This is a genomic window from Clostridium sp. AM43-3BH (genome assembly GCF_003479985.1).
GTDB lineage: Bacteria > Bacillota > Clostridia > Lachnospirales > Lachnospiraceae > Otoolea > Otoolea fessa.
In genome coordinates this window covers 16,079-28,696 of the sequence record NZ_QUIH01000010.1, presented here as the reverse complement: position 1 = coordinate 28,696, position 12,618 = coordinate 16,079, and the positions used below count along the sequence as shown (strand labels likewise).

The 12,618-nt window shown below is 42.9% G+C and carries 16 protein-coding genes; 7 read left to right on the top strand and 9 right to left on the bottom strand.

From position 1 onward, the window contains the following. Window positions 1-39 precede the first annotated feature (39 nt). The 3 genes from DW931_RS14350 to DW931_RS14340 form a co-directional block, all read right to left on the bottom strand. Window positions 40-315: a hypothetical protein gene (locus tag DW931_RS14350; protein WP_022359589.1), complete on the bottom strand. Its 276-nt coding sequence runs from the start codon at window positions 313-315 to the stop codon at window positions 40-42. Between the two features lie 59 nt (window positions 316-374). Further along, a complete protein-coding gene (locus tag DW931_RS14345) occupies window positions 375-644 on the bottom strand; it encodes a hypothetical protein (protein ID WP_118482229.1) in 270 nt (89 codons plus the stop codon). A 408-nt stretch (window positions 645-1,052) separates the two neighbouring features. Further along, window positions 1,053-2,204: a M20/M25/M40 family metallo-hydrolase gene (locus tag DW931_RS14340; RefSeq protein ID WP_118627001.1), complete on the bottom strand. Its 1,152-nt coding sequence runs from the start codon at window positions 2,202-2,204 to the stop codon at window positions 1,053-1,055. Between the two features lie 270 nt (window positions 2,205-2,474). Between DW931_RS14340 and bsh the strand changes: the two genes are divergently transcribed. Beyond that, the gene (gene bsh, locus DW931_RS14335; protein ID WP_118482227.1) at window positions 2,475-3,449 is read left to right on the top strand and encodes a choloylglycine hydrolase; all 975 of its coding nucleotides are present in this window, start codon (window positions 2,475-2,477) and stop codon (window positions 3,447-3,449) included. Between the two features lie 194 nt (window positions 3,450-3,643). Further along, window positions 3,644-4,084: an FKBP-type peptidyl-prolyl cis-trans isomerase gene (locus tag DW931_RS14330; protein WP_118482226.1), complete on the top strand. Its 441-nt coding sequence runs from the start codon at window positions 3,644-3,646 to the stop codon at window positions 4,082-4,084. A 253-nt stretch (window positions 4,085-4,337) separates the two neighbouring features. On the opposite strand, the gene DW931_RS14320 is transcribed toward DW931_RS14330, so the two are convergent. The 6 genes from DW931_RS14320 to DW931_RS14295 form a co-directional block, all read right to left on the bottom strand. Continuing rightward, window positions 4,338-4,658, bottom strand: coding sequence for a TfoX/Sxy family protein (locus DW931_RS14320; RefSeq protein WP_004612621.1), 321 nt, complete (start codon window positions 4,656-4,658; stop codon window positions 4,338-4,340). 26 nt (window positions 4,659-4,684) lie between these two features. Continuing rightward, window positions 4,685-5,080 (bottom strand): SRPBCC family protein, encoded by a 396-nt coding sequence (locus tag DW931_RS14315; RefSeq protein ID WP_010775277.1) that lies wholly within the window; start codon window positions 5,078-5,080, stop codon window positions 4,685-4,687. A 37-nt stretch (window positions 5,081-5,117) separates the two neighbouring features. Then, window positions 5,118-5,480 carry a VOC family protein gene (locus DW931_RS14310; RefSeq protein WP_117628206.1) on the bottom strand — a complete coding sequence of 121 codons (363 nt, stop codon included), beginning with the start codon at window positions 5,478-5,480 and terminating at the stop codon, window positions 5,118-5,120. Between the two features lie 228 nt (window positions 5,481-5,708). Beyond that, entirely contained in the window at window positions 5,709-6,188 is a 480-nt protein-coding gene (locus DW931_RS14305; RefSeq protein ID WP_002322212.1) for an MGMT family protein, read from the bottom strand. Window positions 6,189-6,346: 158 nt separating this feature from the next. Further along, on the bottom strand, window positions 6,347-6,487 hold the full coding sequence (locus DW931_RS16115) for a hypothetical protein (protein ID WP_171042677.1): 141 nt from the start codon (window positions 6,485-6,487) through the stop codon (window positions 6,347-6,349). Window positions 6,488-6,498: 11 nt separating this feature from the next. Beyond that, window positions 6,499-7,170, bottom strand: coding sequence for a helix-turn-helix transcriptional regulator (locus tag DW931_RS14295; protein WP_002322214.1), 672 nt, complete (start codon window positions 7,168-7,170; stop codon window positions 6,499-6,501). 494 nt (window positions 7,171-7,664) lie between these two features. Here DW931_RS14295 and DW931_RS14290 point away from each other — a divergent pair, with 494 nt between their 5' ends. The 5 genes from DW931_RS14290 (at window position 7,665) to DW931_RS14265 (ending at window position 12,441) form a co-directional block, all read left to right on the top strand. Then, the gene (locus tag DW931_RS14290) at window positions 7,665-8,726 is read left to right on the top strand and encodes a replication initiation factor domain-containing protein (protein ID WP_278278231.1); all 1,062 of its coding nucleotides are present in this window, start codon (window positions 7,665-7,667) and stop codon (window positions 8,724-8,726) included. Beyond that, window positions 8,726-8,929: an excisionase gene (locus tag DW931_RS14285; protein ID WP_002607397.1), complete on the top strand. Its 204-nt coding sequence runs from the start codon at window positions 8,726-8,728 to the stop codon at window positions 8,927-8,929. The genes DW931_RS14290 and DW931_RS14285 overlap by 1 nt, the downstream gene beginning before the upstream one ends. A 78-nt stretch (window positions 8,930-9,007) precedes the next feature. Next, window positions 9,008-10,201 carry a tyrosine-type recombinase/integrase gene (locus DW931_RS14280; RefSeq protein WP_117628204.1) on the top strand — a complete coding sequence of 398 codons (1,194 nt, stop codon included), beginning with the start codon at window positions 9,008-9,010 and terminating at the stop codon, window positions 10,199-10,201. Between the two features lie 439 nt (window positions 10,202-10,640). Next, the gene (locus tag DW931_RS14270; protein WP_117796634.1) at window positions 10,641-11,090 is read left to right on the top strand and encodes a MarR family transcriptional regulator; all 450 of its coding nucleotides are present in this window, start codon (window positions 10,641-10,643) and stop codon (window positions 11,088-11,090) included. After that, a complete protein-coding gene (locus tag DW931_RS14265; protein ID WP_117796633.1) occupies window positions 11,083-12,441 on the top strand; it encodes an MATE family efflux transporter in 1,359 nt (452 codons plus the stop codon). The genes DW931_RS14270 and DW931_RS14265 overlap by 8 nt, the downstream gene beginning before the upstream one ends. Window positions 12,442-12,618 lie beyond the last annotated feature (177 nt).

Genomic DNA, 12,618 nt, shown 5'->3' with positions numbered 1-12,618 from the left:
AATATGGAATATATCATAAGTGTTATTTTTAGAATGTGGCTATTTAAAACGAATCCGCCATACTCCTATGATCAAGATAATTTCACAAAGCAATCGCAATACTTTCGTGATTCGATAAGCTGTATCCTCTTTTATCTCTGGACTCTCCTGCAAGTATTTGCATTCAATAAAAGCCCTTGCCGCAATTTCTCCAAAAACTGCCAGCGCTAAAAATAAAGAAAAGCCTGCCATGCCTTTTGCATAACTGTACAATGACAGTAAGAATAAAATAGAGACGCCTATATTGTATAATGTCAGCCAGAATTTTTTCTTCATATTGATCACCTCTCGATTCAATCCAAGTGTAACAGAGTCTTTTATTAAGCAAAAATGTTCTAATGACGAGGCCATACTCCTACCACCAAAATAAGACCACAAAGATATTCGAGTGTTTTTGCGATCCGATAGGTTGTATCCTTTTTGATTTCCGGATTCTCTCGTAAAAATTTCCGTTCAAATTTTGCCTCTATAATACTTGCTGCCAATACCGGTATCGCTAAACATAAGGTCACCGTTGTCAAGCCTTGAAGAGACGTGTACAGTAACAATAAAAGTACCACCGAACCGCCTAAATGGTATAATATCAGCCAGAATTTTTTCTTCATATCGATCACCTCTAGATTCACTATCCTGACAGGGCTGAAATCTCACAAAACAGCAACCTCTCTTTATTTTTGCAAAACCAGACATGTCTCTTATTTATTCTAATAATATCAGATTTATGTTCCAAAATATATAGACATTTTCTTACTTTTCTTACAAAATAGTTACAAAAATAACTCTACCAAAATGGAAAGGTACTTTTATAAATGAGAATATCCGCCCTCTTTTAATATCTGCTCTCGAATATCCCTTGCCTTTGGATATCCTTCTTCCATAAGCTGGATGGACATTTCATTCAGCGCTTGTCGATGTTATTTTCATTCCAAATCACCCTATTTTTTGTTCGAACGGCTATATAATTGTTTTGGTGAAATAATAAAGCCGTTCGGCTATGTCAACATTTTTCAGTTTTACTCTATACTCGCTTCTTGCCCCTGCGTAATCAGTTCCGCGATCAATCTCGCCCCATTCACAATGTCCCCTACTTTCGCGTACTCCCGCACGGAATGAACATCGTACATACCGCAGGAAAGTACCGCGCACGGGATTCCGTGCTGCATCATCGTGTTTCCGTCGCTGCCGCCGAAGGTGCTGCCGAATTTCGGCTCGATTCCCAGGGTGCGGCAGGCCTCGGCAAAATGAACTGCCACCGGCGCGTCCGGTTCCAGATGGAAGGCTTTGACATGGAGGCGGTGTGTGAAGGAAAGCTCTGCCCCCGCCTCTTTGACAGCGGTTTCAAACACCGCACGGACATCTTCCAGGGTCTCCATTGCCTTTTCATGGCTGTAGCTGCGGATCTCGCCCCGGCAGGTGCAGAGTTCCGGCACGGCATTCACAACCGAACCGCCCGAAATCAAGCCCACATTCAGGGTTGTTTCCTCATCCACGTGCCCCAGCTTTAATGCGGCAATCGCGCGGGCCGCCGTCTGAATCGCGTGGATGCCTTTCTCCGGCTCGAATCCGGCGTGTGCTGCACGCCCTTTGACTGCCGCCTCAAAGGAAAGGATCGTCGGTGCCTGCAGGATCGCTGTCCCGACTGGTCCAGTTACATCCAAAACGTAAGATTCCTTCGCTTTCATCTGGCTGAAATCGAACTCCGAGCTTCCTCTTGTAAACGGCTCTTCCGCCGCCGCAAAGAGGATCTCGATATCCCGGTGCGGGATTTCTGCCTCCTGCACGGCACGGATGCCTTCTAAGATGGCGATTACCCCGGTTAGATCGTCCGCGCCAAGCACGGTGGTTCCATCCGAAGTGATGGTTCCGTCCTCATGAAAAACCGGCTTCTTTCCGATTCCCGGCGCGACCGTGTCCATATGCCCGGACAGCAGGATCGGCGTGCCAGACATCCCGCCCTTTAACGTTCCAAACAGATTTCCCGCATTGCCTCCGATTTTCTCGGCTGTGTCATCTTCCTTTGCCTGGATTCCCAGCTCTGCGAGCTTTTCCTTCAAGCGATCCGCCATCTCGCGTTCCCCGAAACTTTCTGAGTCGATCCGCGCCAGCTCATCAAATTCAGCGCGGATGCGGGCTTCGTTTATCTGGATTCTATCTGTATCAGTCATGAGTGAATCCTCCTGTGAAAAATTTATATGCCTATCATTTCTATCTGTTTTTATCCCTTATTATATACCCGGACAAAACATCTGTGAAGCGGATTAATTTTACTTTTAATTTTTCTATATTTTTCTCAAAAATTTGATATACTAAATATACTAAAAAACAGCAAGATTCACTTTCACTTTTACAGTAATACAGTTGAATATAGAGTATGCAACAAATAGGCCGGCGCAATCTGCCCCACACACTTTGAAACAGAAAAAGGAGAAATGACCATGTGTACAGCTGCAATTTACAAAACTGCCGATTTCTACTTCGGCCGAACCTTAGATTATGAATTTTCTTACGGGGACGAAGTAACCGTCACACCTCGCAACTATCCACTTACTTTCCGCCACGCAAGCGCGGTTTCGACCCACTATGCCATCATCGGCATGGCACATGTGGCGGGGGATTATCCGCTTTATTATGATGCTTTTAATGAGAAGGGGCTTTGCATGGCGGGACTAAATTTCGTCGGCAATGCCTCCTACCAGAAGCCGCAGGAGGATCATGACAACATCGCACAGTTTGAGTTCATCCCCTGGATTCTCAGCCAGTGCGCGTCCGTGAAAGAGGCTCGCGTCCGCCTCGCCCAGATGGTACTGACCGACACTCCATTCAACGAGCAGTTTGTCCCGGCGCAGCTTCACTGGATTCTTGCCGATAAAAATGAATGCATCGTCATCGAGCCGATGGCGGACGGACTGCATATCTACGACAATCCGGTGGGTGTCCTGACAAACAATCCGCCGTTCCCGCAGCAGCTGTTCTCCCTCAACAATTACATGAACCTGTCCCCGAAGCAGCCGCAGAATACATTTTCTGCCGATCTGCCGCTTACAACCTACAGCCGCGGCATGGGCGCTCTCGGACTTCCGGGAGACCTCTCCTCCGCTTCCCGGTTTGCACGGGTCGCTTTTACAAAATCAAATGCCCGCTCCGGCGCATCCGAACTAGAAAGTGTCAGCCAGTTTTTCCATATCCTAGGTTCGGTTGACCAGCAGCGCGGATGCTGCGAGGTCTCCGATGGAAAATATGAAATCACACTCTACACCTCCTGCTGCAACGCGGATAAGGGGATTTACTACTACACGACATATGAAAACCATCAGATCACGGCAGTGGATATGAACCGGGAGAACCTGGACGGGGAGACTCTTTCAAGATTTCCGCTGGTACAGGGGGAGCAGATTCGATGGGAGAACTGATCTTCTCTGCTTCCAACTTGCCCCATCCTCGTTGCAAAAAAACGACAATATCGGTACCGGAGAGACAACTTTTCTCTTTCCATTCGCCTTGTTTTCTAGTATACTGATAAATATGCATCTGAAATCACTGGAAATTGTCCGTTTGAGGAAGATTGTCCATTACCGCATATCAATATCATTTGGAGGATTTTAAAATGTCTGAAATCACAGGACGCAACGTCGGCAAAACCTGCCGCACACATTACAGAGGTACTTTTAACGATGGCACACAGTTCGATTCTTCCTACGATCGCGGCGAACCGCTGGAGTTTGTCTGCGGCGCCGGTCAGATGATCAAGGGCTTCGACGCCGCTGTCGCTGATATGGAAGTCGGCGAGGTAAAGGAGATCCACCTGATACCGGAGGAAGCTTACGGCATGCCGGATCCGAACGCAATTCTGGAGCTTGAGATTGCCAAACTGCCGGGTTCCGAGGAACTGCAGGTAGGTCAGCAGGTTTACTTAACCAACCAGATGGGACAGCCGTTCCCGGTAAAGGTTATCGCAAAGGATGAGGTAAATATCACGTTTGACGCCAATCATGAGATGGCTGGTAAGGAGCTGAACTTCAAGATCGAATTAGTTGAAGTAAAGTAATTACTATTATTTATAGGAAATTTTATATCTAATTTTCGATTATCCGCATAAACACTATACTTTCAAGTATTTTGAAGTATAGAAAAAACTCATTTTACCACGAATTTACCACGATTGAATGAGCCTTGATATGACCTATAAAATAACACCCAAAAGACATCATTACACCTAAATGGTGTCTTTTTAAAAAGCAGTCAATCCTAAAACTAACTGCTTTGTGTATATGGATATGAAATTGTAAACTAGAAGCTGTTTATTTTTTCTTTTTAGGTTTTGGCGTTGGTAGTTCATCATACATCACATCAAATAACCCCGTCAGAAAATCTTTATTATCAACTTCTTCCACCAATAACATTTCTTTGGCGTTTTCGTATGGAATTTCATAAGTAACTGTCGGCATATAAGAAATTGCAGACTTTGTTGGTTTTACAAGTAACCTATCATCATATATACCGCCAACGATTTTTCCACGATAATAAATAATAAATTCTCCCATCATTGCACGATATGTTATTTCTTGTAATTCTGATAATTGTTCTAAAACAAATTGTAAATAATCTTTACTTGAAGCCATTTCCAACCCTCCAATCTTGAATTTTATTATTCCAATGCTTTCTTTAAGTCCAGAACAAATTGCTTTTGTTGTTTTTTCAAATAGGTTTTTACAAAAGGTTTCATAAACCACTTTTTAGGTATCACATTTTCTGTAAAGTCTATTTGTGTTTCATTCCCTTTGTCTATAAAAACACCAATCCAATGACCTTTCATGTTGCTATTCTCCATATCAAATTCCCAGCGTTTATATGGTTCTGCAACGGTAACGGTAAATGTAGTAGCATATCCATTTTTTGTGTATTCAATAAATTGTTTGTCATTTATTATTTCTGTTTTGCTCAAATCACTTCGCCATGAGTTATATTTATCAACAGCTAAAACAATGTTCCAAACTTTTTGAATATCATTACTAATAATTGTATTTATATTTGAAATTGCCACTTTTTCATTTCCCCTTTTCAAACTGAAATTTCTGGTGTTACATCGGTGTTCCTACTTCAATCAAATTACCGTCTAAATCATAAAAACGAACTACTTTTTGTCCCCAACTATGTGTCATAAGTTTATTAGCATACTGAATTGAAGGATAAGACCGTTCCAACTTTTCAACAAATGCTTCTATATCTCGTTCTTCAAAATATAATTCACAAGAATTACTTTTAGGGATAATATCCTTTCCTAAAAACTTTTTCCAAATTTTTTCGTCTTGAAGCACAAGTCCTTCCGTTAAAATCATGTTACCGTCATTGTCAAGTACCAAATCAAGACCGAACAGGTCATTGTAAAATTGTTTTGATTTCTCAATATCTTTAACAACAATTAAAATGTTCTTTAATTCCATTGTCTAACACCTCTAAATAAATTCAAGTTTGTCGCTTTCTTCATATCCACATTATATCATTTTCATATCTGCACCACAATAAAATTTTATGCACCGATAATCTTATTGAACAGCTCTAACAAACACCATTTCATCACTCCAATCTGAAATTTAGGTATGAAAAAAGCAGTCAATCCTAAGACTAACTGCTTTGTGTATAGAGATATGAAATTGTGAAATAGAATTTGCCTATTTCAAATCAAAAAGAGAATTTTCATAGTCCTTTACATAGTATCGTATATTTTTACGCCCCTTTTGAATAATGGTATGTCCCTCTGCTTCTAATTTTTCTTTCTGTGCTTCAATACCATTTGGATATTTAGCATTTAATTCTCCGTTTGCTTTTAATGTTCTCCAATAGGGTGTTTCATCTTCGGAACGCTGATAACTCGCCCACGCTACAATAGAAACAAATATACCCGCTGTAATCGGCTCTGTAAAATCTGCACCACTCAATTTTGCAAAGTGTTCTCGTATTTTTCCAACCGTAATCACTTTACCATACGGAACTTTTTTCATTACTTTGTCATAGTCAATCGGGGGAGCAAAATACATTTTGTTTCCACCATATTTCTCAATACTTTTCTGGTCTATGATAATTTGAAATTTTGGCATATCCTTACTATCATGCAACATAGCATTAAAATCTTTTTTATCTTCATTTGCCATTTGTGCCACCTCCTACTTTAAGGATAGTCTGTTTCTTATTTCCATGCAATGAGGCTGTTTGAAAATTATTAACACTTTCAAATTTGTCGCTTTCTTCATATCCATATTATAACAGTTCCATATATCCGCCACAATAAAAATCAGCATACCCTTAGCATTTATGGAACAAAAATGCACACTTTTTCTTTCTTCCTCTTGATTACCCCACAACAGAAAAGAAAAAGCCCTGTCAAGAGCCTTGCCACCATTGGTGGTGCTTTGCACTCTTTACTGGGCTTTTTGTTTGCTGTATCTTCCATGCAAGAGGAAATTAAAGACCTCTGTTCCATTTCGCCTTTAGATAATCTTCATAGTCTGCTTCATTGAAGTCTACTTGTGGAGAAGTGTCGGGAATGTTGTTTCTGTTGTCTATATCCGCAAGCTGACGAAATATCCAATCATCATAAGGGTCATGGTATTTATACTCTTTGGGCTGTTCTCTGTATCGGTCTAACCCTCGCATTTCCTTATGTACTTTTATCATGCGTTCCAGTTTTTGACGCTGTATCAACTGCTTGATTTCCATAAGTTCTTCCAACTCCGTAACCTCATTGGTAATGTAGTTATGGATATACTGTATGAGTTTATATGCCTTGTAAAATGTGCATTCTTTTTCATCATCGAAAAATTCATTTTCAGACAGGTAATCTAAGGAAACATTGAAGTCTTGTTCCCGTTTGATAATATCCATGATATAGGGCTCGGTGTGGTCAATATACTTCCATTCTCCCGACAATAATTCATTGGGTGTTACTCCCAGCACGTCCATTATCTTTTCCAGCGTATCAAAGGTAGGATAATTCACGCCACGTTCAATCTTGGAAAGGCTCTGCATATTGATACCGATTTTGTCCGCAAGTTCTTGTTGTTTCATTCCTCTATGCTTTCTTATGGTCTGTATGTTCTCTCCTAAGAAACTGATTTTCTTTTCGTAATGCTCCATGACTTAGTATAAACACTCCTTTCATTGCTTTTCTTGGTATTTATAAGCATATCATACTTAATATATATCTAAAAGTCAACAAAAACTTCTTGACAAGTAATTCTAATGGCGTTATTATCGTATCATATAGAGTGATTAAGCACGCTAGGGTCAATCACACGCTTGAGCAAGCAAAGAAAAGATGTATTTTCATTTTGATAGCATGAATAAGCATAGACTATCAGACCGAAAATAAGGTTTCTGACTGGGGCTGTTCCGTTTAGCCACGAGCCTTACAAGGCTCGTGAGCGTTAAGAACGGACAGACACAGGAAGAAAGGGAACGCCTTTAGGCGTTCGTAAAGGGCGTATATGTAACACCGCCCTGCGCATACATGTCATAGTACCTAGAAACTGTGATAAATAAAGGAAAAAACACAATTTTTACCCCGCAAAAAACGGGGCATACGAAAGGAGTAATGCACTATAACTACACACAAAAATTTATCCGTTAAGATTGATTACATCAGCATTGTATTTGATACTGCAACCGCAGAAGATGTTATCATGCACATTTTAGGTTTACCGACTGACATTTTCAATGTCTATTCGGCAAGCGTTAAATTCAAGACCTATCAAGCACGCTGGCAGATTGGAGATATTTATGTATCGGGGGACGCAAGAAAAACAGAGGACAACCCACAAGGGTTAGGCTGTTATCTTGTTATGACTGGCAGAGGTTGTGATGATATTTTCCGTATTCTCGACAGTAGGAATTATACCTTTGGGGATATGTTCCGACGTTGCGAGCGAAGATACGGACTGGATAATTTCCATTTCACAAGACTTGATATTGCCATTGATGATAGGAACGAAAAGCCATTCTTTACCATAGAGCAGATAAAGAAGAAATGCGAAAAAGAGGAATTTATCTCCAATAGTGATGGCTACCACTTTGATGAAAGCAAGTTTGACGATTTCGACACCGCAAAGACTGTTTATATCGGTGCTGGAAAATCTGGATTATCCTACCGCTTTTATGATAAGGATAAGGAAGTCTGTTCAAAACATAATAAGACGCTTGAGGAAGTCGGCAGTTGGAAACGAACAGAAATGCAACTGCGTGATGATAAGGCTCATGTTTTTGCCATGACATTTAAGGACAGACCGCTGGAACTTGGAGAACTGGCTTTCGGGCTATTGGCAAACAACCTACGCTTTGTCGTGCCAAACAGAAACGAAAGTAATAAGAGCAGATGGAAAACGTGTCGGTTTTGGGAACGCTTTTTAGGGGCTGTGGAAGTCTTGAAACTGCAAGTACCAAAACAGCAAAATTCCCTTGAGGAAACACAGCAATGGCTCACAGAGGGTGGCGTGATTTCCGCTGTCAAAAGTTTTTATTTCTTAGAAGAACATGACGCATTAGGTGGACTGGAAAAAGTAGGAACTATGCTTGATAAGGCAAGATACAGCAATTCCCTTTCCAGTAAATTAACCGCCCATTTACAGAGGATAAACCGCACCGACCTTATCCCCTATATCCAGTATGACACGAAACATGGGAAAGGGGGTATCTGATGAATAACAACGATATTCCCGTATGGGAAAAATACACCCTTACCATTGAAGAAGCGTCAAAGTATTTCCGTATCGGAGAAAACAAGTTAAGACGATTGGCAGAGGAAAACAAGGACGCTGGCTGGCTCATTATGAATGGCAACCGCATACAGATTAAACGCCGACAGTTTGAACAGGTCATTGACAAATTGGACGCTATCTAGTGCAAATGAGCCTTGTATGTGTTATGATGAACACAAGTCATATCAAGGCTCTTTCCAACAAGGAAAGGAGCAGACAGCATGAAAGAAAAAAGACGGGATAACAAAGGACGTATCCTGCATACTGGAGAGAGCCAACGAACAGACGGAAAATACTTATATAAATATGTGGACGCATTTGGAAACACAAAATATGTGTATGCTTGGAGATTGACACCCACAGACCCGACACCAAAGGGAAAACGGGAAAAACCCTCACTTCGAGAACTGGAACAGCAGATAAGACGGGATATTGAGGACGGTATCGACAGCACAGGCAAGAAAATGACGCTTTGCCAACTCTATGCCAAACAGAACGCACAGAGGGCAAATGTGAAGAAAAGCACAATGAAACAACGGGAACAACTCATGCGGTTATTGAAAGAGGATAAGTTAGGTGCTAGGAGCATTGATACAATCAAGCCCTCTGACGCTAAGGAATGGGCATTACGCATGAAAGACAAAGGCTTTTCCTACAATACCATTAACAACCATAAACGCTCGTTAAAAGCGTCATTCTATATCGCTATACAAGACGATTGCGTAAGGAAGAACCCTTTTGATTTCAAGTTAAATGAAGTCCTAGAAAATGATACCAAAGAGAAAGTCGCATTGACAGAGGAACAGGAACAAGCCTTATTGTCATTTATTAAGACGGACAATGTGTATCACAAGCATTATGATGATGTGCTGATACTGTTAAAAACAGGACTTCGTATCTCGGAACTGTGCGGACTGACAGTAGCCGATATTGATTTCAAGAATGAAGTTGTGATTATCGACCACCAGTTACTAAAGAGCAAGGAACAAGGCTATTATATTGAAACGCCTAAGACGAAAAGCGGAATAAGGCAAGTACCATTAAGCAGAGAAACGATACAGGCATTTCAACGGGTTATGAAAAAACGCCCAAAGGCAGAACCATTTGTGATAGACGGACGGAGCAATTTCCTATTTGTCAATCATAAAGGCAAGCCCAAAGTTGCGATTGATTATAACGCCTTATTTATCCGTATGGTAAAGAAATACAACAAGCACCACAAGGACAATCCCTTGCCACATATCACACCGCATACGCTACGCCATACGTTCTGCACAAGGCTGGCAAGCAAGAACATGAACCCAAAAGATTTACAGTATATCATGGGGCATTCAAACATTAGTATCACAATGAATTGGTACGCTCATGCGTCCATAGATACCGCAAAATCAGAGGTTCAGCGTCTAATTGCATAGAAGTATTTACCACGATTTTAACCACGTTTGATAGAGAAAATATAAGAAGATAGACCTAGATATGTGAGGTTTACCACAAAAGAAAAATGCCCGTAGAGCCGATAAAATAAGGCTTTGCGGACATTTAAGAAGATATAAAAAGATAGTCAAAAAGACATATATAATTTATGGTAAATACCATGGAAAGTGAACGTACTATCCAAACACATTGCGGCTATGGAAATTTTTCATACTTCATAAAATGCCACGCCGCTGCATTCTGTGTTGCTGCCCACCTACATACAAACAGCAACACAACTGCCCTTACATTATAACAACACGCGCCGTCAGCGCCCATCCCGGGAGCTGGCGGTATTTTTTTCTTGACAACTTCTCATTTCCCTATATAATTATCTATGGTAATTATCGCAAGCAACTATTTGATAAGGAGACTTTCCATATGACCATCGAAACAATCAAGCGGATGTTGGACGCCTGTTATCAGGGCAAACGAATCCGGGATATGCTTCCGCCGCTGCCGAAGGGAGTCACTTCCTCCTATATTCAATATCTGGATGTCATCCAGTCGCTGGAGCGAAACGGCATCCATGTAAAAATATCGGACATCAGCGATGCGCTGAACCTGCCTCGCCCAGGCGTGACCCGGACTGTCAAGGAGATGGAAGCGGGCGGTTATCTCCAAAAGAAAACCTCGCAGAACGACGGGCGTGTTACCTACATTTCCATCACCGAAGCGGGCAGGACGCTCTCACAGACGTACGACACCGAATACTTCAGCGCGCTCGCCCCGTCTTTAGACACCATTACTGAGGAGGACGCCCGCCAGATGATTCAGACGATGGAGACATTTTATCAGATTATGTGCAAACGGAGGGATTCCCATGAATAATGATAAAGCTGATTTTACACAGGGCAGTATCCTGAAAAAACTGATCGCTTTCATGATTCCGGTGCTCGGTGCACTGATTCTGCAGGCGGCATACGGCGCGGTCGATCTGCTGGTGGTTGGACGGTTCGGTTCGACCTCCGGTCTTTCCGCCGTTTCGACGGGCAGCCAGGTCTTAAACCTCGTCACCTTCGTCGTAATTCAGTTCGCTATGGGTATCACCGTTTTGATCGCCCGCTATCTCGGTGAAAAGAAACCGCAGCAGATCGGCGCAGTTGTCGGCGGAGCTTCGATTGTATTTACGATCATTTCCGCCGTTTTATTCGTCGTCATGGTCTTTTTTGCCCGCCCGATCGCCATTCTCATGCAGGCACCCGAGGCGGCGGTGGATCAGACCGCCAGCTACATCCGCATCTGCGGAGGCGGCATTTTCTTCATCGTCGCCTACAACCTGCTGTCCTCCATCTTCCGCGGGCTCGGTGACAGCCAGTCACCGCTTCTCTTTGTCCTGGTTGCCTGCATCGTCAATGTGATCGGCGACCTCGCACTGGTAGCTGGTCTTCATATGGACGCCGCCGGTGCCGCCATCGCGACCGTCTCCGCGCAGGCGCTCAGCGTTATTTTCGCGATTATTCTTTTAATTAAGAAAACTCTGCCATTTACGATCACCCGGCACGATTTCCGCTTCAACACCCAGTGTCCGAAATTTCTTTCCATCGGACTGCCGCTGGCGCTTCAGGAATTTTTAACCCAGCTTTCCTTCTTAGCCCTGTGCGCCTTTGTCAATCGACTGGGACTGGAAGCGTCCTCCGGTTACGGTGTAGCATGCAAAATCGTCAATTTCGCCATGCTTGTCCCGAGCGCCCTGATGCAGTCGATGGCTTCCTTCGTCTCCCAAAACGTGGGGGCAGGGAAAGTCAAACGTGCCAGGCACACCCTTTTTACGGGAATCGGCGTCGGTCTGTGCGTCGGCTGTATCGTCTTTACCCTGGTTCTCCTAAAAGGCGATGTCCTGTCCGGCTTCTTCTCGACGGATGCGGCGGTCATCCAGAACAGCTATGATTACCTGAAAGGATTCGCACTCGAGTCCATCGTGACCGCGGTTCTGTTCAGCATGATCGGATATTTCAACGGAAATAACCAGACACTTTGGGTTATGACACAGGGACTCATCCAGACACTTCTGGTGCGTCTCCCGCTAGCGTATTTCATGAGTATCCAGCCGGATGCCAGCCTGACCAAGATCGGTCTCGCAGCCCCCGTTTCTACGATCGTCGGCATTGTACTAAATATCGGATATTATATCTACTGGACCCGGAAACAGCAGCACCCGCCAGTAGAAGAAATCATATAAAAACACAGGAACTGCTCCGTAACAGGCAGGCACTTTCAGAGCGAAGGTGTCTGCCTGTTATCGTCACGGCACTTTCGGTTTCAAAAGTGCCTATCCTTGAATAATTGCGCTGTTCACAAAATCTTCACAGAAAATTAGCACTCACCTCTTGACAGTGCTAATTATGTGTGTTATATT

What these genes read in the sequence shown, in the direction of transcription:
- DW931_RS14350 (WP_022359589.1), bottom strand. Translation starts at nt 315, where the DNA reads ATGAAGAAAAAATTCTGGCTGACATTATACAATATAGGCGTCTCTATT.
- DW931_RS14345 (WP_118482229.1), bottom strand. Translation starts at nt 644, where the DNA reads ATGAAGAAAAAATTCTGGCTGATATTATACCATTTAGGCGGTTCGGTG.
- DW931_RS14340 (WP_118627001.1), bottom strand. Translation starts at nt 2,204, where the DNA reads ATGACTGATACAGATAGAATCCAGATAAACGAAGCCCGCATCCGCGCT.
- bsh (WP_118482227.1), top strand. Translation starts at nt 2,475, where the DNA reads ATGTGTACAGCTGCAATTTACAAAACTGCCGATTTCTACTTCGGCCGA.
- DW931_RS14330 (WP_118482226.1), top strand. Translation starts at nt 3,644, where the DNA reads ATGTCTGAAATCACAGGACGCAACGTCGGCAAAACCTGCCGCACACAT.
- DW931_RS14320 (WP_004612621.1), bottom strand. Translation starts at nt 4,658, where the DNA reads ATGGCTTCAAGTAAAGATTATTTACAATTTGTTTTAGAACAATTATCA.
- DW931_RS14310 (WP_117628206.1), bottom strand. Translation starts at nt 5,480, where the DNA reads ATGGAATTAAAGAACATTTTAATTGTTGTTAAAGATATTGAGAAATCA.
- DW931_RS14305 (WP_002322212.1), bottom strand. Translation starts at nt 6,188, where the DNA reads ATGGCAAATGAAGATAAAAAAGATTTTAATGCTATGTTGCATGATAGT.
- DW931_RS16115 (WP_171042677.1), bottom strand. Translation starts at nt 6,487, where the DNA reads ATGGAAGATACAGCAAACAAAAAGCCCAGTAAAGAGTGCAAAGCACCA.
- DW931_RS14295 (WP_002322214.1), bottom strand. Translation starts at nt 7,170, where the DNA reads ATGGAGCATTACGAAAAGAAAATCAGTTTCTTAGGAGAGAACATACAG.
- DW931_RS14285 (WP_002607397.1), top strand. Translation starts at nt 8,726, where the DNA reads ATGAATAACAACGATATTCCCGTATGGGAAAAATACACCCTTACCATT.
- DW931_RS14280 (WP_117628204.1), top strand. Translation starts at nt 9,008, where the DNA reads ATGAAAGAAAAAAGACGGGATAACAAAGGACGTATCCTGCATACTGGA.
- DW931_RS14270 (WP_117796634.1), top strand. Translation starts at nt 10,641, where the DNA reads ATGACCATCGAAACAATCAAGCGGATGTTGGACGCCTGTTATCAGGGC.
- DW931_RS14265 (WP_117796633.1), top strand. Translation starts at nt 11,083, where the DNA reads ATGAATAATGATAAAGCTGATTTTACACAGGGCAGTATCCTGAAAAAA.